This is a genomic window from Litoribacillus peritrichatus, assembly GCF_039537985.1.
GTDB lineage: Bacteria > Pseudomonadota > Gammaproteobacteria > Pseudomonadales > Litoribrevibacteraceae > Litoribacillus > Litoribacillus peritrichatus.
Window position 1 is genome coordinate 38,834 of sequence record NZ_BAABBN010000007.1, and the last position, 17,758, is coordinate 56,591.

The window sequence follows — 17,758 nt, forward strand, 5'->3', positions numbered from 1 at the left end:
TTCTACTGGCCCTATCGGACGCTCTCCCATATTTTTTCTACTGACAAAGGTGTGAAGGGGCTTTTAGAAAATTCGGACTTACATAGCTTATAAATTGCCTGATTCACAGGAACATTAACTTTATATTTATCCGCAAGAGATAAGACATACCCGTTAATGGTTTCAAGTTCTGAGGCGTGACCTCCCTGAACAATGATGTCCTGAGCCATACTTGAGATAACCATCTTCTTTAGATTTTTCAAGTATGGTTTTCTGGTCAGAAAGCCAGGTAAGATGCCGGCCGCTTTTATCAGGGTCCAGCTTGGCATGCCGCCCAGTTTACTTTCCTTAAAACCGGCCGCTTCCATTACTTTCACACCTTCGTAGGTCATGGTGGTTAACAGTTTCTGAAATTCTTTGCTCTTGGATTGATCATTTTGATGCAACGCAACCAGGGTGGTTAAGGAGTTGGTGAGATTAATCACGATTTTGGCATGGCTGGCATCATCAAAATTGGCTGGTGTGTTGGTTTCTACGCCGTTATTAAAGAGTTCAGCAACCTCTTTTAACTCGCTTGAGCTGAGTCCGCCTTTATGGCCTAAGGCGATGGGGCCTTTTTTCTGATATCCCACAACGGCAGGGTTGTCTACCCAGGCATTAAAGCAAACCACACCATAGATGACTTTGTTGAAGTAATTAGGCAGTACCTTTTGGTTTTCGACCCCATTTTGAAGTGCGACGATAATGACGTCTGTACCATACTTGTCTTGAAGTAATTGACTCACTGCATTCAGGCTGTAATTTTTAATACACAGAATGATCAGATCCGGTACAGGCATCTTGTCCAGTTCTGAATAAGCGGTCACTGATGTTCGTGTTCGTTGTTGTGGTGTTTCACCAAGGTAAGTCTCGATACCCTGAGTGTTTATATGATCGGCCACTTCAGGTTTATCAAAGACATAGAAGTTAAGATGGTTGTTGTCAGCACTTTCTTTTAACCAAGCAGCGACGGTCGCCCCTATTGCACCTGCACCGAATATCATTATATTTTTCATTTTAAACTCCTGGTTATTCGCCTTTAGGCAGGTCAAAACAAGCATTCATGCTTGGGGTGTAGCGGTATTGAAACGCTTCACTTTCTATTTTTAAGCTGCGGAGTTTGTCTGCGACAGGGCCTTCTCCTAACCTGAGTGCTGCAAGAGGTTGATTCTGTTGATTAGTTGGACTCTTTTTGAACAGCGTTGCCATGTTTTTATTAATGACAAATGAGCTTTTAAAGTTGGTTTCGCTTTTCAAACGGCGGCCTTCTAAAACCGAATAAAGGTTGGAATGGACGTCAAATTGCTGAGTCGTACCGGACGTTGGAATATTGAGCTCTAGGTAAGGCGCTTGGCCAGGTACTGATGCCTTGATTGTTGTGCTTTTGCTGGCTTTTGAAATTTCGATGGTTTCTAAATCTTTGGGCAGACCCCAAATTTTTCTGCCGCGTATACGGTTTTCTAAGGAGGTTACGGGCATATGAAACACGTGATAGCCGAAGTTCTTTAGCTTATCCCCCGCTAACATGGTTAAGACCGGAATATTCAAGGCGCCATCTACGACCACAGGTATGGTCATGGCGATCTCGTTGTAGGGGGCAACATTCATCACGTTACGGTATTCGTAACATGAAAAAATCACCAGGGATCGGCCTCGAGTCATTTTCACGGGCTGCATGCTGGGGTGTGGCATAATGGCTTTAGCGGCTTCATAGTCGCAATGAAAAATCGCGATGGCACAGCTTGAGTCGCCGTAAAATGTCGGAAAGCGATAGTTTTTACTGATATCGTCAGTGAGCTGGAGAGGGCTGTCTCTGTGGCGTAGTTCAAATCGTTTAAAGAACTCGTCTTGAAATTGGGACTCATTGTCGAGCAGCTCTGGGCTAAAATTTGTGTTGGCCTGCATAGGGTCTCTCCAGCGATATGTCATTCACTGGTATTGTTGGCAGTCTTGAATAATAAAAAAATAGTAAATATGACCTATAGCAGGCTGTTGATGTTCGTTATCGAGGCAGGCTTAACAAGGCAAAATCAGACGAAAAAGCGGAGTTTATAATCATAAATGAGTATTTTGAGCCTGATTTTAACGCCGTTAGGGCAACACAGATAGAAAATCAACAACCTGATAGGGTTCTCCATGCCACTGAATGATTCGAAAAAGAATTTAATAGATCACACCATTTCCAATATTTACCGACGGGCTATCGGGCAGACGGATTTCTATCGGCGGCATGTACTGACTGAGATTGCCCGGGTAATTGATTTTGACGGGGCGTTATGGGGAACAGGTCACCTGGAATCGAACCACTTTCATAGCGTAGAAGTGCTGGGCGTGGATGAAAGCTACCCTTTGGCGCTGGCAGAAACACGGAATATTAATCCAATCTACGATGTGTTTAAGGCCAATCCTGGTAAGGCCGTTAACATGCAGCATGTGGTCGAGGACGAATCGTTTTATTCCAGCAAACTCTATCTGGATTTTTTCGCTCGTTTTGGGGTTGAAAGAGTGATGGGGGTTATTTTGTCCGATGAGATGACCGGTATTTTTACCTTAATCAGTCTGTACCGGTTTGAGCGGGATCATGTATTTTCTGAAGAGGATGGAAATCGACTTGAGCGATTAGCTTTTCATATGGTGAGAGGGGCGTCTCAAGCCTATTTTCTTCACTTGAGCCGACCACGAAGTTTGAATCATGCGCTCGCTATTTGTGATCAGCATGGTGTGTTTTACGAAGCGCAGCCAGAATTTATTCGTTTACTCAAAACCTATGTGCATGAATCGGTCGATAGACGGCTTCCTTTCTCCTTGGATAAAACGACAGAAGGATTAACTAACATCGTAGCAGAGGGCAAGCTGTGTTTTCGTCATGAAAAACTGGGCGATTTGTTTTGTATTTCGTTATGGGAACGAAGCCCTATCGATATGTTGAGTGAGCGGGAACAAGAAGTGGTAAATGCCGTTGTGCATGGTCTCAGCTTCAAAGAAGCGGCTAAGAAATTAAACGTTGCGCCTTCTACGGTGTCTAATCATCTCTACAAAATTTACCGAAAGCTCAATGTATCAAGCAGAACAGAATTGGCCGAATTGGCCAATCCAATTGGGCTGAATGAGTGACGTTCTGCAAGACATTCATGGAATCTTTGTAACCTGAAACAGGGCGTGCTCATCTTGGTTACCGATAATCAGCTATAGTCATCTTATAAGGTTATAAAAATTAACCGATGTGTCAGGTGCTAGGGATGAATAATGCCAAGATCTTAAGAGTTGATAAAATAGGCGCTCCGTTATCGTGGATTTCGCCCCAGGAGGCATCCACGTTTATTATGAACGCCCGTGTATTATGGACCCTCGGAGAAGAGACTGTGGTTCTGAGAGGGGGGATTAATTGCCTTGGTGAGCGATCGATTCTTGAAATCCCGGCCATTATCGCGACCAAAGGACGGAATAAAAAAGCGAACGATACGCCAGCGTTATGTCGTAGTGTGATCTATGCCAGAGACCACTACAGTTGTCTGTACTGTGGAGAACAGCCAGGTGTTCCCCTGTTAAGCCTGGATCATGTTATTCCGGTATCACGCGGAGGGCCGACCACGTTTCAAAATCTGGTGACTGCGTGTCGCCGCTGTAACACCTTTAAACGGGATAGAACGCCGGAAGAGGCCAACATGAAGTTGCTGGCAGTGCCTTTTGTACCCAGCAAACACGAGTTTTTATATTTATCCAATCGCAGAATTCTGAAACCCGAGCAATTGGCTTACCTAAAGTCGGGTATTCGGGATGAACTGCTTTATGCAGCTTGATCTTTTGTGTCCATATGATCAGTTATTCTCTTTAAAACCAACCGTTTACGTAAGGGAAGTTGATTACTGTCGGTCAACTGCCGTTGTCGCACGCTTTTCAAATATTGACACATTCCTTACGCATTTCTTGCACATTTCAACTCTAATCTGACTCTATCGGTTTAGTACAAAGACTCAAAAACACAAGGTAAAAACTGTAAGCAGTGTCTCAAATTGCTTTGTTGCCGATGCTGAGATTTGGTCTAAGCTGAATTATTCAATTGATTCATTTATGAGTTGGACGGATCAAGGTTTAACTCAAAGGAAACAACAATAAATAACTGGGACGAGTTAATTGGAACATTTGAAATCTCCTATTTCGGAAGAGAGTTTGTGTGGTGAGTATCTTAAAGGCAACCGAACGGTGTATCGGGGTCTGAGAAATCACTTCAATATGGCGCAATCTTCATTTCGTCAATTGCTGGAAACGCCCGACGCCACCGCTGACGAAGATCTGTTGAAGCAGAATACAGATAACTGGCGTGAGCTGGCTGCACAGTGCGATGAAACACTCAGCTCCACATCAAAAGATGTTGAGGTGTTTTGCTGGTTCATTACCGCTCAAATGTTCAGCAATGATCCTATGGCGAATACCGCAAATGCATTGGACGTGTTTGCGCACGTTGTTCAAACCTTCTGGGCCGATCTGCAACCGAAAGTGCCGGATAACAAACTGAAAGCAGAAGATGAAGCCGGCCGCCTCAAGGAGATTGCGGAATTTCGTATTAAACCTTTGCTTCAACTGGTGGGTGAAACTGAAAACAGCGGTTTGCTGTATATGCCATTGCAGTTACAGCCATTGATTGGAGACATCGACTTCTCCCGTTACGCCCAGGCCGAACGGCATGGTCAGCTGGCAGAGTTAAAGTCGGAGGCGGCCAAAGCACTAGCTTCAGATCGTCAGGCGGTGACGGCCACAGTCATTGCGCTGGGCGAAATGCTCCAGCACTTGGAAGTGATCGAGCGTTTTATTGCCGAAGAATGCCAGAAGGTTGGCGCGCAAGGTCAGAGTTTCCGTTTTATTAAGAAAAACGTCGAAAGCCTTATCAATGCCATTAAATATTTGGTGGGGGATCAGTTAACGCCCTGGCCATTGGATAAGTCAGAACCTGTTGCCTTGTCAGAAACCCCGGCTGAAGGCGCGCAGCCAAACGAAGACGTTAACCTAACCGCTGATCACACTTCAGTCTCAAACAATACGGTCAGTGTTGTCACCTCCGGCGAAATTGTGAGTCGAGATCACGCATTTAACGAGCTTCGCAAAGTGGCGGATTACTTTTTAAAAACCGAGCCTCACAGCCCGGTCTACATGTTGATAGAGCGTGCTATTCGCTGGGGATACATGCCATTGCCTGAGTTGTTGCAAGAACTGGTCGGCGACAACGATGCCGTCATGGGACGAATCACCAATTTAGCCGGTCTGGAAAGCACGGATAAAACAGAAATACCTCAAGCGATCGTGAGTGCGCAAGTTGCCGAACGTGCAGCCTCTGGCACTACGGCTGCGGCTGGCGCGGAATCAGAAAACACCGCACCAGCAAATGATACACCGACAAATGATTCAAGCAGTTCTTCGGAATCCGAAGGCAGTATTTCGAATTTCGAGTGGTAGTTTCTTACATGAGAGCAACCTGGCTTTGATTGTAAGTGAGCAAGTGTCTTTTAAAACAACAGTAGAAATTCTTATAAATATTTGGAGAAAAACATGGCTTCTATTTTTATGCGCATTGACGGAAAGGACGCTATCAAAGGTGCTGCAACCATCGGTGATATTGGTGGCAAAAAAGGCTTTTTTGCTATCGATTCTGTTTCCTGGGGTGCAGTCCGTGGCGTGAGTGTTGATGTAGGTAATGCCAACAATGCTGATAAAGGCATGGTTGCTTTGGGTGAAGTAAGCATCTCCCGGACTTCGGATGGTGCCAGTCCGCACCTGACGACGTTCTTGTTTTCACCGGGTACTGAAGGTCAAAAGATTGAAGTGTTATTGACCAAGCCATCCCGTGAAGGTAACGGCGTTGATCCCTACATGATCTTAACGCTTGAGAAAGCGCGTATGTCTTCTTATGACGTTAGCTGCTCAGGCGGTGATACCCCACAGGAAGACTTTGATCTGACTTACACCAACCTGAGCATCACTTACTACTATGAGAGTGATGGCGGCAAGATCGAGAAGGGCGACACCATTAAATACGACACGCTCACTGCAAAACTGGAATCTAAAGCCAAGTAATTATCAGGCTCAGTGAGTTTCTAAAGGTTAAACAGGAGAAGGGAATATGGCTCTTAATGCACAGCATAAAAGGGTAAGTAAAAACCGAGTTAGCATCACGTATGACGTAGAAACGAATGGTGCCGTAGAAACCAAAGAACTGCCGTTTGTTGTTGGCGTTATGGGTGACTATTCGGCTCATAAAGAAGACCGGGAAGAACTGGAAGATCGCCAGTTTTACTCGGTCGACAAAGACAACTTTGACACCGTCATGAAACGCGTTGGGCCTGAACTCAAGTTAAAAGTTGAAAATACCTTGAGTGATGATGACAGTGAAATCGAAGTGAACCTTGATTTCAAATCCATGAAAGATTTCGAACCGGATGCCATTGTCGGCAAAGTGGATGCGTTACAAAAGTTGGCGGACACCCGCTCTCAGTTGAAAACGTTATTGTCTAAAGCGGATCGTTCCAGAGATCTGGAAAAACTGTTGAAAGAAGTGCTGCAAAGTGCGGACACCATTAATGCATTGTCCGGTGAGTTAGGCCTTAACAAGGAGGGTGGTGAGTAATGAGCACTGAAGAGAATCAAGAAGCACAAGTTGCGACGGAAGAAGGCACGCTGAGCTTTCTGGACCGAGCCATTGAAGCGACTACTCAAACTCCGGCGGACACCACCAAGGAGCTGTTTTCGGTGTTGGCAGAACAGGCGCTGAGTGGCACTGTGGTATGGGATAAAAATCTGACCAAAACCATTGAAAACGCCATTGCTGAAATTGATAAACAAATGTCGAAGCAACTCTCGGCCATCATGCAAAAAGACGATTTTAAAACGCTGGAAGGTTCTTGGCGCGGTCTGCAAAAGCTGGTGAAAGAGAGTGAAATCGGTCCCAGCCTGAAAATTAAGCTGGTGGATTTCAATAAAGACGAATTGCTGGAGCAGTTTGAAGACGCACCCGCAGTGGATCGCAGCCCGTTGTTTGATGCGCTGTACCAAAAAGAATATGGCACAGCAGGTGGTGAACCTTATGGTTTATTGTTAGGGGATTACAATTTCACTCAGAAAGATGAAGATGTCGCGCTGTTGCGTTACATGGGTGAAACGGCGGCGGCCAGCCATGCGCCTTTTATCGCTGCTGCCGGCCCTGAAATGTTTGAATTTGACTCGTTTGAAACCTTTGATGAAGGCAAGCCTGTGGCGGCCGGTTTTGACTCCCCGAGTTATGCGGCCTGGAATGCCTTCCGTGAAAGTGACGATGCCCGGTACGTAACCCTGACTTTGCCAAAAACATTGGCTCGCCTGCCATACGGTGCTAATGGCTTGGGCACCGATGCGTTTGATTACGAAGAACTTTCGGTGGACAGCGCGGGCAACCCGAAGCCGAAAGACAACAGTGAGCTGGTGTTCTCCAATGCCGCTTACGAATTGGGTCTGAAGATGACACAAGCCTACACTCAGTTTGGTTGGTGTACCGCCATTCGGGGGATGGATAACGGAGGTAAGGTGGAGTCACTGCCTAACCTGACGTATTTATCGGACGCAGGTGACATTCAACAACAATGCCCGACCGAAGTGAACTTGACGGATGAACGGGAAAAGGAACTGAGTGATCTTGGGTTCTTGCCTTTGGTGCATTACAAAAATACCAACTACGCGGTGTTCATCGGCAGTCAAACCACACAAAAACCGAAAACCTTCACCGACCCGGATGCAACCAGCAATGCGGCCATTTCTGCACGTTTACCGTACATCATGGCGAGCAGCCGGATTGCACACTTCCTGAAAGTTATGGGTCGCGACAAGTTGGGTTCCAACCTGGAAGCGCCGGACATTCAGCGTGAAATGCAAGCCTGGATTGACCAATACACCAATTCAGGTGCCATTGGAAATGAAGAGCGCTCTAAAACACCCTTGGCGGAATCCGTCATCAGTGTGGTGGAGCAACCAGGTAAGCCGGGGGCTTATTCTGCGGTGGCTCATTTACGCCCTTGGTTGCAAATGGAAGAGTTAACCACTTCGGTCCGAATGGTCGCTAAGATTCCGGGTTAATTCCAGGTCAGAAAGGAGGCTGACCGACCGAGGTCAGCCATTTGGGTGATGTATGTTTGGTGAAAACTGGCAGCAACAATTTAACGATTTGGCGTTGGCACAAGGTGATCAGACCACCTTGTTGCAAGCGCTTGAATTATTGCGTCAGTTGGACCCGACCGCATTGCAAAGTGTGGATGCCTTCCGAAGTTTCGTGATTCGAAGCATCGCTCTGCTGGACAAACAGTTGTCCAAACAGGTGTCCGTTATTATTCAGAACGACGAATTCAGTGGCCTTGAAGCCCGTTGGCGAAATCTGCATTCGTTGGTCAGTTTACCGGTGAATTACCGACGAATTCTGGTGAAGTTACTGGATGTGTCCTGGGTTGAAATTTCCAGAGACTTAAACAACGCCAATACCATCAATCGCAGTACTCTCTACAACTTCATTGGTAATAAAGAACTGAACACCCAAGGGGGCTTACCGTTTGGGTTAATGGTGATCGACCACTACGTTTCTGTGGATATGGGGTATGACGATGAATTCGATGATTTGTTTACTCTGGAACTGGTGGGCAGTCTCGGCAAGTTGTGTCTTTGTCCGTTTGTGATGGCACCGGCCACCGAGTTTTTTGGTGAAACCGGTGCCGATTGGTTATCGGATATCAAGCGCGTGGAAAAGATTTTGGACGGGCCGGATTATCAAGGCTGGCAACGTTTAAGGGCCCATCCTGAGGCGCGTTACATTGGTTTGGCCATGCCAAGAGTGAAATTAAGAGACAGCTACCAGGATTGCAGAATCGGCTTCTTATTTAACGAAGTGGCGGATGCCAAATCAAAAGCGTTAACAGGTTTATGGGGCAGCGCGGCGTTTGCTTTTGCTTCCATCGTGATCCGTGAATTTAACCGCCTTTGCTGGTTCGGCTTTTTAAAATCCCGTTGGCAGAACCTGTATCAAGGTGCCGTGATTAATTTGCCGCCAAGTAGCCTGGCGCGCGCCACGTCCGGTCATCTTCACTTAGTATCACCGGACCCGGAAGTTCGCTTATTCGGTAATTTATCCACGTTTTATGCAAAGCAGGGGTTCATTCCCTTGGCGAAAAGTGCGCTGACGGACAAATATTACTTCGCAAATAATAATTCGATATGGCGTTCCAGCCACAGTGACGATGACAAAGTCATCGCCCAATTGCAGACCACTTTATTGGCTTGCCGTATTGCGCACTATTTGAAAGTACAAATTCGCAGCATGATCGGTAATTTCAGTACGGCCAGTGAATGTGAACTGTTTTTAAACCAGTGGCTTGATAATTACGCCGGCAATGTGGTGGGAGACGATGATCAGATTTTGTCTAAATTTCCATTACGTAAAGCGTCCGTCGAAGTGAAAGAAGTGGCGGGTGAATTGGGTGTTTATACCAGTGAAGTGGTTTTGCAGCCCCAGTATCAGTTTGATCACTTTGCGGGAGAAATTGTTTTGAGCACCGACTTAGGGAAGGCGAGTTGAAATGATTTTCTGGCGCGCCTTTCTGGCAAAAAAGAATTACGACGACCCCCGGCAAGAGCTGATCGAGTCGGTTCGTTATCACTTAACCCGCTTATTGGAATCCGAAGCGCCGTTGGTGGCGCTGTCACCAAAATTAGTGGAGTGTGAAACATCAAGTTTTCGGTTTGGTATTGAAAACATACAAACCATCAGCAGCCAAATGGATAAAGATCAGTTTGCCAATCAAGTGGAGAACTGGATTAAGGCGTTTGAACCTCGGTTATCGGAAGTGATCACCGAGGTGTTTGAGCGTGACGACGACACCAACGCCATCGATTTTTCATTGTCGGTGCGTCTGAACGACGAGCGAATAGAAAACGAGAAAGAAAGGGAGCTGTCTTTTGAGTCACGATTGAGTCTTGCTCACCAGCAAATCAGTATGGAGGAGCAAGACTTTGGCTGAAACATTAATGCGCTACTACGAGCGTGAACTGGCGTACATAAGAAAGGCGCTTGTCGGGTTTTCCCAGCGACACCCGGAGCAGGCGGCGAAACTTCAGGGCAAGCAAAATAACGCAGAAGATCCGAACATCACTCGTTTGATTGATGGCATGGCGTTACTCACGGCCAAAACCGAGCTTCGGTTGGATGAACAATTTCCTGAAATTGTCGAAAGCCTGCTGACCATTTTGTATCCGGGTTACACACAGATTCTGCCGAGCTGCACCAATTTAACGTTAGCCCCCGACCCGGAGCAGCTGCAAAAGAGCTTAACCCTGCCGAAGGGCAATCAATTTGTGGTGGCCTCGGATGATCAACACGAATGTGTTTTTACGACCGTTGCAGACTTGGAAATACACCCTTTTGTGTTATCTGAGGTTGACTGTGATGTAGCACCGTTCACCTTTATTTTACCTGAAGGCGTTGAAATTACCGATGCGGTGATTCATTTGACGCTGAGTTGTTGTGACCCGGATGCCCGGTTTGATCAACTTCAATTTAACGATTTTGATTTTTTTGTGAATGGCTTTGAACAAAATGCGTCAACGCTCATTGAGCTGTTATTGCAGGATACGGCGTCGATTACGGTTTCCAACAGTGATTTTACCGATTTCAAAGTGATTGATACCGACCGATTGCAGTCGCGGGTCAGTGATCCGGAGTTTCAATGGCTACCTCGTTACGGCAACCAGTTTGAAGGGTTCGATTCGCTCCGTGATTATTTCACTTACTCCGGTAAAGGCGCGTATTTCCGAATTAAAGACCTTGGTCGCGAGATTGGTGAATATCACAGTAACAGCGTGGTCATCAGTTTATTTGTTAAACAGCTGCCGATAGAGTTTTTGCGGTTGTTTGATACTCAGGTATTCCGTTTGTATACCGTCCCCGCAGTGAATGTGTTTGAGCAGGTGGGGGAGCCTATGAGCTATGACTTCACTAAATTGTCGGTGCCTGTGGTGGCGGATTCGTTTAACGGCAATAACATTGAGGTGGTGGCGGTAAAAAAAGTACAAGAAGTTCGTTCGGACGGCAGTCGACTTATCCAACCGCTTTATGGTGAGCGATACCTAACGGCCGGACAATCTTCAGGTTCTTTGCACTGGCAAGCCAGTCAGCACTGGAATGAGCTGGGTAAGCTGTGTATGGACTTATCCATCGGTGGTATTCAAGCCAGTAATTTAACCGAAGAAGCGTTAGTCCTGGCGTTGGACCTGCTTTGCTGCAATGGCACAGCCCCTTGTTTGCTGGTGGCAGGTACGGAAGCAGAATGTCAGGCGAGGGTGGATCTGCCTGGCTCGGTCACGTTATTAACCACGCCTTCCGCGCCTGTGTATCCGGTGTTGGATGAGACCTTGGGCTGGCGCTTTATTTCATTGTTAAACACCAATTTCAATTCGTTGTTGCACACAGATAATCCGACTCAGGCCTTAAAGGACGTGTTGACCTTGTGTTGCCCGACTGAAACCTGCCGACAAGCTGACGCCGTTCGCAGTGTGGTTTACCTGCCTCAGGTCGCGGCGATGCAAGTCTGCGGCCACAATATTTTTGCCTCCGGCACCGAAGTGACCATTACCCTGGAAGCGAATTTACTGAATGGCCAGATTGCATTATTCGCTCAGGTTCTGAATGCGCTTTATCAGCAGTTTTGCAGCTTTGACCGTTTTATTCAGGTCAATATTCAGTGTTTTGGCAGTGATGATTCAAAAACTGAGTTTCCCAGAGTGCACGGGAGTCAATTATGTCCTTAGCGCAGAACTCTCAAGAGCATTCTCAAAAGCACTCTCAGAAGCTCTCACAAAGAAAGCCAACCATTGCCAAGCAACTGATTCAGCAACCCGAGCGGTTTGAGTTTCAGCAGGTCGTTAGATTGCTGCAAGCGATGGGCCGCACCGGTGAAATTCAATGGGCGGCCGATGCCATGCCTCATGGTGGAGATGACCAGGTGATGGCTTTTGAAGCCATGGGTTCGGTGAATAAGATCACGCTCTGTATGGAAGCGCTTTCTGGCGCCCGAGGCGTATTGCCGGATTATTTATACGAAGAATTATTGGTCAGCCTGCACGATGAAGAAGAAAGCCTGAATGATTTTTTGGACATTTTTAATCATCGCTATTACCAGATTTTACACCGCTCTCGGGTGAACGAATCCCTGTTGATTCGGGAAGAACAACAAGCACGGGAGACCAGCCGACCTCAGGAAAGCGTCAGCGGGAACCACTGCTTAACGCAATTGTCAGCGTTGCCGGGAATGGCAGGCGATGATCGTTCCGGCTTACTGCGCTTCAGTGTTCTGATGGGGTTGAAGGTTAGGAGCATCAGCAGTTTACGACAGTTGTTGAGCGAGTACTTCCCATACAAAGTTCATATCAAAGTTACCCCAGAGCGCAAACAACGGCTAACGGCGTCATCGTTTACCCGTATAGGTGCGTCTCAGGCACAAAATAATCGGTTAGGTTTGGGCTTTTTGTTGGGCAAACACTGCAGTTTGAACTTTCAGCAACTGCAAATTTTGATAGAACCGGCCTCTCGCCAAGAGTTTGTTCAACTGAAAAATGATCAGAATTTCTCTCAGACAATATACACATTGGTACGCGCGTATTTACGCGAGTCAGCGGATGTTTTGTTTTATTTGTATGTAAAGCGGGCATTTCTTTCGTTACCGGTTTTATCTGCCAACGCCGCGACAGCGGTTCATTTGGGCGAAAGCAATTGCTTGGACCCCAAGGCAAAGCCGGAAGAGTACCAGAAAATTCTTTTGAAATAGGATAGGGCTGTCATGTCGAATGTGAAGTTAGGAAACTTGGTTGGTAAGTTGGAAACCGGCTTGAAAGAGGCTTTGGAACAAGCTGCTGCCGCTGCGATGAACCAGAAAGTGGCTGCCATTGAGGTCGAACATTGGTTGGTTCAGATATTAGCTTCACAAGACAAGCATTTGAGTCGGTTCATGGAGCAACAACACATTGACTCAGAACGTCTGTTGGCAGAACTCACGGCCGTTTTGGATAAATTGCCGAAAGGCGCCAGTGGTCAGCCCACGCTAAGTGGCCCTTTAGCGGAAGCAATGAAAGGCAGCTGGTTATTGGCGTCGGTGGACTTCGGCCATGGCCAGGTGTTCAGCTTGCATTTGATGTTGTCTTTATTACAGCCGGATGCCTTTGGCGTGCGGGGGTTGAACCTGGCTTCGTTGAATGAAGTCTCATTGGAGTCGCTGAAAGCGCAAATCGAACAGTTGGGTGCAGTGGAAGGCGGCCCGTCGGCCTCTTCACCCGCCATGACCGCAAGCGCCGGTGGCCCTGCGACCGGTCAGGCGTTGGCCAAATTTACGGTGAATCTTACTGAACAAGCGCGCAATGGGGAGGTTGATCCTATATCTGGGCGTAACGGTGAAATTCGCAAAGCCATTGATATTCTTTGTCGTAAGCGTCAAAACAACCCGATTCTGGTGGGTGAGCCTGGTGTCGGTAAAACCGCTGTGGTTGAGGGGTTGGCGTTACGGGTTGTGGCTAATGAAGTGCCAGCTGTGTTGCAGGGCGTTGAAATTCATTCGCTGGATTTAGGTTTACTGCAAGCGGGTGCCAGCATTAAAGGTGAATTTGAGAATCGCTTAAAAGATGTCATTAATGAAGTAAAAAACTCCACCACGCCGATCATAGTGTTCATTGATGAAGCGCATACCTTAATTGGTGCCGGTGGCACCGCCGGTCAGAATGATGCGGCCAACTTACTTAAGCCGGCATTGGCGCGTGGTGAATTTCGCTCCATCGCGGCGACCACCTGGGCCGAATATAAAAAGTACTTTGAAAAAGATCCGGCCATGACCCGCCGTTTTCAGGTCATCAAAGTGGAAGAACCGACACCGGAAGACGCAACTCAAATGTTGCGAGGCATCGCCGCCTCTTTGCGGGAGCATCATGGCGTGTACATTCGTGACGATGCCATTGATGCTGCGATTCAGTTATCCATTCGTTATCTTCCGAGCCGCCAGTTACCGGATAAAGCCATCAGCCTGTTGGACACCGCCTGTGCGCGTATCGCTTTGACTCAGGGGGCCAAACCGGAAGTCATCGAGGCGCTGGGCCAGAAAATTCGCTATCTGGAAAATGAGCTGGCCACTCTGGAACAAGAAAATGCCCAGTTCAGCCATGCCGACCCGGACATTGCTGAGTTGAAAGAGTTGCTTGAGCAGGAGACGGAACGAAAAGCGGCACTGGACGAGCGTTGGGAAGAAGAAATCAAACTGGTGGATCAAATCAAAGAAACACAGAGCAAGATTTCGGCGGATTACGGGGCGGGCAATGTGAAAGCCGAAGATCAGCAAGCCCTTCAGAATCTGCTAAAACAGCTGGAGGAAACACAAGGCGATACGCCATTGGTGCAAGCCATGGTGGATAAACAGGCGATTGCTACGATCATTGCAAGTTGGACCGGGATTCCGGCTGGCAATATGGTCAGTGACGAAGTTTCGAAATTGTTGAGCCTTGAAGAAAAACTTCAGGATCGGGTCATTGGTCAGAAGGTGGCGATTTCCGAGCTGGCCAAAAGCATACGGATTTCCCGTGCGGGTTTGACTGACAACCGCAAGCCGGTGGGGGTGTTCCTGATGTGTGGCCCCAGTGGTGTTGGTAAAACTGAAACGGCGATGGCGTTGGCTGATCAGGTGTATGGCGGTGGCGATAACCTGACGGTGATCAATATGACCGAATTCAAAGAAGAGCACAAAATTTCCATGCTGCTCGGTTCGCCTGCCGGTTACGTTGGGTTTGGCGAAGGTGGTGTTTTAACCGAAGCCATACGCCGCAATCCGTACTCTGTGTTGTTGTTGGATGAAATGGAAAAAGCCCATCCTGGGGTGCACGATCTCTTTTACCAGATTTTTGATAAGGGCAGCATCAAAGACAGTGAAGGGCGCTCTGTCGACTTCAGAAACACCATCATTATCATGACGTCGAACGCCGCCGATCAGGCGATTTGTGATTACTGTGATCAACACGAAAGCCGACCAGTGCACAGTGAGTTGGTGGAACACATTCGTCCGGATCTTCAGACGTTTTTTAAACCGGCCTTTTTAGGCCGCGCGACCATAGTGCCTTATTACCCGTTGAACGACGACGAGTTGGCGAAAATATCTGAAATATCGTTGAACCGGATTCGCAAAAAACTGGAAGAGCAGTATCAGGCGGAGTTTGTTTACGATCAGGCGCTGATCGATTACGTGGTGGCTTGCAATACTGACCCGACGACGGGAGGACGGGCCATTGAGCAAATCATCAATCGGACACTCATGCCGAAGCTGGCCGAACAGTGCATCGTGCGATTGAGTGAAAGCCTGCCGATCACCAAGGTGACGGTGTCCATTAAAAACGGCGCGTGTGAATTGGAGATTGAGTGATCTTGGATTCCGGGAACAGCACATCAATGACCAGAAAAAGTGAAAAGAGCCTGGCGACTGCCGTTCTGACCGGCTTACTGCTGGTCGTCAGTGGGACGGCATTAGGTGCCGATCGCTTATTGTTGGCGACACAACTTTGGCCCCCTTATCAAACCTACGATCAAGGGAAAATGGGCGGTATAGCGGTGGAGCGAGTGCAATGTGCTTTGCAACGGATGCAGCAGCCTTACCGGTTCACGATGACTCGCTGGGATAAGGCCCAGCTGCTGGTGGAAAGCAACCGCATGGACGGCTTTTTTACCGGATCGAATAACGCTTCCCGTAACAAGTACGCAGTATTTTCGACGCCGGTCATTAACGAAGATTTAACCTGGTTCATGGCGCCGGACGTGAGTATTGATCCGGAAGACGAGTCGGCCAAATATCAGGCGCGCTATGGGGCAAAATTCAACAGCAGTAAATGGCTGTACCTCAAGAAAAACGGCTATAACGTGGTGAAAAAACCGCGCGACGCCGATGTATTGTTGCAGATGTTATGGCAAGGCGAGTTGGATGTGGTGCTGGAATACAGTGGTGTATTTGAACATTCCATTAAAAAACTTGGCATTCCAATGGATTATTTTCGACGTGCGCATCGCAGTAAAAAAGACTTGGGTGTTCATTTTTCGAGACAGTTTTTAAAACAGAATCCGGCGTTTCTTAATACGTTTAACAGTGCAATGGAACGCTGTAAAAAGAGTTCATTATGACAATAAGCATTCAACTTGTTGAAGTGCCAGAAAACGAACAAGTACATACGCGTCAGGTGGCTTTTCCCAGTGCGGGCGGGACCATCGGGCGCGCATTTGACTGCACTCTGGTATTGCCAGACTTTAACCGTTTTCTGTCACGGGTTCACGCTGAAATCGTACCGTGCGTCGATGGTTCCGGTGGTTATGAGCTGGTAAACCGAAGTGCCAATGGCTTAACCATCAATGGCCAGCCATTGACCAAAGGAAAGCGGGTCGCGCTCTTCGATGGTGATGTGATCAAGCTGGGTGGCTATGTGTTATTGGTGAGTGACCTGAACTCGGCGTTAGTGAAACCAGTGCCACCGAAAATGCCGGTTGAGCCGAGTCGTGACTTACCATCGGAGTCGCCTTTTAAACACAACCTAGTAGATCAGGATGATTTTATGTCGCCGTTCGGCCAGGAAGAATCAATAGCCCGACAGCCTGAAACAGCAAAAGCTCAACCGATCAGCGAGTTCTCGGTTGACAACGTTCAGGCTGATGACCCGTTTGGAACGGACCCTTTCTCTGACGATGAAATGACATTGAAGGAACCGGTTGCTGCTCCTTCTGAGGCTCTGGATGACCATTTGGATATTCCGGTATTGGAAGCGGAGTCATTGGCGCGTGAAACCGCTCCGGCCGTTCGAGCCAGTGAACATCAAATGTTTCAGGAGAACCTCAAACTGCTGACTAAGCTGGTGGAGCAACAAAAACCTGCCAGACGAGAGCACCTTGGGCGTGAAAAGCTGATGGCGTGCCTGCAAACCACACTGGACCGTTTTCTGGAAACGCTGGCGCCTCAGACGTTGGAAGAAGAGTTTGACGATTATCTGTCCGGCTGGGGTTCCAAAGATAAAAAGTACTGGGATCTGTACCGTAAACAATTCAATCGCAAGCTGAAACAAGGGGATTTTCGCCGACAATTCAGTGCCATGTTCGTTGAAGAATTACGAGAAAAGGATCAACAGCCGTGAATAACTCCGTGAACTTACTTGCAATAAAAGGTGGCCTTCGATGGGTATTCCGGTTGGCGGCCGTTGCTGTATGGGTGGCGCTCTCGGGTTGTTCTTCAAATGAACCGGTGCCGTTGATTGTTGCTCATCAGGTGATTATCTCGGTGGGGGACGAAGTAAATCCTTACGGCGGGAATAAATCGCATCCGGTGGTATTGCGGGTGTATCAGTTGTCGGAATCGGGAACGTTTCAGAAGTCCGAGTTTATAGATTTGTACCGTAACGACATCGAAGTGCTGGGTGGTTCGTTGGTGGATGTTCACAACGTGCCGCCGCTGGTGCCGGGGGAGCAGCATAAACTGTCGTTAGACATTCACAGACAGTCGCAATATCTGGCGGTGTTTGCCGAGTTTGCAAATTACGACAATGCCAAATCAAAAGATGTCATTAAGTTACCTCAAGACAATGAGGCGCAATTGGTTATTCGGGTAAGTGGCTTATCGGTGTCGATCACCGAAGCGACGGACGATTGACCAGGATAACGTCGATAGAGACAAGAGAG

16 protein-coding genes are annotated in these 17,758 nt (G+C 47.7%); 14 read left to right on the top strand and 2 right to left on the bottom strand.

Annotated features, from left to right (window positions below):
• Positions 1-11: 11 nt before the first annotated feature.
• Together ABD744_RS10005 and ABD744_RS10010 are read right to left on the bottom strand one after the other, a co-directional pair.
• Positions 12-1,034, bottom strand: a complete 1,023-nt coding sequence (locus ABD744_RS10005; protein ID WP_344798065.1) for a ketopantoate reductase family protein — start codon at positions 1,032-1,034, stop codon at positions 12-14.
• Between the two features lie 13 nt (positions 1,035-1,047).
• A complete protein-coding gene (locus ABD744_RS10010) occupies positions 1,048-1,923 on the bottom strand; it encodes an acetoacetate decarboxylase family protein (protein WP_344798067.1) in 876 nt (291 codons plus the stop codon).
• Positions 1,924-2,154: 231 nt separating this feature from the next.
• On the opposite strand from ABD744_RS10010, the gene ABD744_RS10015 reads away from it, so the two are divergent.
• The 14 genes from ABD744_RS10015 (at position 2,155) to tssJ (ending at position 17,729) form a co-directional block, all read left to right on the top strand.
• Complete coding sequence (locus tag ABD744_RS10015; RefSeq protein WP_344798069.1) at positions 2,155-3,132, top strand: helix-turn-helix transcriptional regulator; 978 nt, start codon at positions 2,155-2,157, stop codon at positions 3,130-3,132.
• Between the two features lie 125 nt (positions 3,133-3,257).
• Positions 3,258-3,818 (top strand): HNH endonuclease, encoded by a 561-nt coding sequence (locus ABD744_RS10020; RefSeq protein WP_344798071.1) that lies wholly within the window; start codon positions 3,258-3,260, stop codon positions 3,816-3,818.
• A 334-nt stretch (positions 3,819-4,152) separates the two neighbouring features.
• A complete protein-coding gene (locus ABD744_RS10025) occupies positions 4,153-5,469 on the top strand; it encodes a type VI secretion system protein TssA (RefSeq protein ID WP_344798073.1) in 1,317 nt (438 codons plus the stop codon).
• A gap of 93 nt (positions 5,470-5,562) precedes the next feature.
• Complete coding sequence (locus ABD744_RS10030) at positions 5,563-6,087, top strand: Hcp family type VI secretion system effector (RefSeq protein WP_344798075.1); 525 nt, start codon at positions 5,563-5,565, stop codon at positions 6,085-6,087.
• Positions 6,088-6,133: 46 nt separating this feature from the next.
• Positions 6,134-6,637 (top strand): type VI secretion system contractile sheath small subunit, encoded by a 504-nt coding sequence (tssB, locus tag ABD744_RS10035; protein WP_344798077.1) that lies wholly within the window; start codon positions 6,134-6,136, stop codon positions 6,635-6,637.
• Complete coding sequence (tssC, locus tag ABD744_RS10040; protein ID WP_344798079.1) at positions 6,637-8,115, top strand: type VI secretion system contractile sheath large subunit; 1,479 nt, start codon at positions 6,637-6,639, stop codon at positions 8,113-8,115. Before tssB ends, tssC begins: the two co-directional genes overlap by 1 nt.
• A 52-nt stretch (positions 8,116-8,167) precedes the next feature.
• Positions 8,168-9,601, top strand: a complete 1,434-nt coding sequence (locus ABD744_RS10045) for a type VI secretion system contractile sheath domain-containing protein (RefSeq protein ID WP_344798081.1) — start codon at positions 8,168-8,170, stop codon at positions 9,599-9,601.
• Position 9,602: 1 nt separating this feature from the next.
• A complete protein-coding gene (gene tssE / locus ABD744_RS10050) occupies positions 9,603-10,043 on the top strand; it encodes a type VI secretion system baseplate subunit TssE (RefSeq protein WP_344798083.1) in 441 nt (146 codons plus the stop codon).
• Positions 10,036-11,829 (top strand): type VI secretion system baseplate subunit TssF, encoded by a 1,794-nt coding sequence (tssF, locus tag ABD744_RS10055; protein ID WP_344798085.1) that lies wholly within the window; start codon positions 10,036-10,038, stop codon positions 11,827-11,829. Before tssE ends, tssF begins: the two co-directional genes overlap by 8 nt.
• Positions 11,820-12,845, top strand: a complete 1,026-nt coding sequence (locus ABD744_RS10060) for a type VI secretion system baseplate subunit TssG (RefSeq protein WP_344798087.1) — start codon at positions 11,820-11,822, stop codon at positions 12,843-12,845. The genes tssF and ABD744_RS10060 overlap by 10 nt, the downstream gene beginning before the upstream one ends.
• Before the next feature lie 12 nt (positions 12,846-12,857).
• The gene (tssH, locus tag ABD744_RS10065) at positions 12,858-15,470 is read left to right on the top strand and encodes a type VI secretion system ATPase TssH (RefSeq protein ID WP_344798089.1); all 2,613 of its coding nucleotides are present in this window, start codon (positions 12,858-12,860) and stop codon (positions 15,468-15,470) included.
• 26 nt (positions 15,471-15,496) lie between these two features.
• Complete coding sequence (locus ABD744_RS10070) at positions 15,497-16,219, top strand: substrate-binding periplasmic protein (RefSeq protein ID WP_344798091.1); 723 nt, start codon at positions 15,497-15,499, stop codon at positions 16,217-16,219.
• Positions 16,216-17,217, top strand: coding sequence for a type VI secretion system-associated FHA domain protein (locus ABD744_RS10075; RefSeq protein ID WP_344798093.1), 1,002 nt, complete (start codon positions 16,216-16,218; stop codon positions 17,215-17,217). The genes ABD744_RS10070 and ABD744_RS10075 overlap by 4 nt, the downstream gene beginning before the upstream one ends.
• On the top strand, positions 17,214-17,729 hold the full coding sequence (tssJ, locus tag ABD744_RS10080; protein ID WP_344798095.1) for a type VI secretion system lipoprotein TssJ: 516 nt from the start codon (positions 17,214-17,216) through the stop codon (positions 17,727-17,729). Before ABD744_RS10075 ends, tssJ begins: the two co-directional genes overlap by 4 nt.
• Positions 17,730-17,758 lie beyond the last annotated feature (29 nt).

What these genes read in the sequence shown, in the direction of transcription:
- ABD744_RS10060 (WP_344798087.1), top strand. Translation starts at nt 11,820, where the DNA reads ATGTCCTTAGCGCAGAACTCTCAAGAGCATTCTCAAAAGCACTCTCAG.
- ABD744_RS10075 (WP_344798093.1), top strand. Translation starts at nt 16,216, where the DNA reads ATGACAATAAGCATTCAACTTGTTGAAGTGCCAGAAAACGAACAAGTA.
- ABD744_RS10045 (WP_344798081.1), top strand. Translation starts at nt 8,168, where the DNA reads ATGTTTGGTGAAAACTGGCAGCAACAATTTAACGATTTGGCGTTGGCA.
- ABD744_RS10005 (WP_344798065.1), bottom strand. Translation starts at nt 1,034, where the DNA reads ATGAAAAATATAATGATATTCGGTGCAGGTGCAATAGGGGCGACCGTC.
- tssH (WP_344798089.1), top strand. Translation starts at nt 12,858, where the DNA reads ATGTCGAATGTGAAGTTAGGAAACTTGGTTGGTAAGTTGGAAACCGGC.
- ABD744_RS10030 (WP_344798075.1), top strand. Translation starts at nt 5,563, where the DNA reads ATGGCTTCTATTTTTATGCGCATTGACGGAAAGGACGCTATCAAAGGT.
- ABD744_RS10070 (WP_344798091.1), top strand. Translation starts at nt 15,497, where the DNA reads ATGACCAGAAAAAGTGAAAAGAGCCTGGCGACTGCCGTTCTGACCGGC.
- tssB (WP_344798077.1), top strand. Translation starts at nt 6,134, where the DNA reads ATGGCTCTTAATGCACAGCATAAAAGGGTAAGTAAAAACCGAGTTAGC.
- ABD744_RS10020 (WP_344798071.1), top strand. Translation starts at nt 3,258, where the DNA reads ATGAATAATGCCAAGATCTTAAGAGTTGATAAAATAGGCGCTCCGTTA.
- ABD744_RS10015 (WP_344798069.1), top strand. Translation starts at nt 2,155, where the DNA reads ATGCCACTGAATGATTCGAAAAAGAATTTAATAGATCACACCATTTCC.
- tssE (WP_344798083.1), top strand. Translation starts at nt 9,603, where the DNA reads ATGATTTTCTGGCGCGCCTTTCTGGCAAAAAAGAATTACGACGACCCC.
- tssC (WP_344798079.1), top strand. Translation starts at nt 6,637, where the DNA reads ATGAGCACTGAAGAGAATCAAGAAGCACAAGTTGCGACGGAAGAAGGC.
- ABD744_RS10010 (WP_344798067.1), bottom strand. Translation starts at nt 1,923, where the DNA reads ATGCAGGCCAACACAAATTTTAGCCCAGAGCTGCTCGACAATGAGTCC.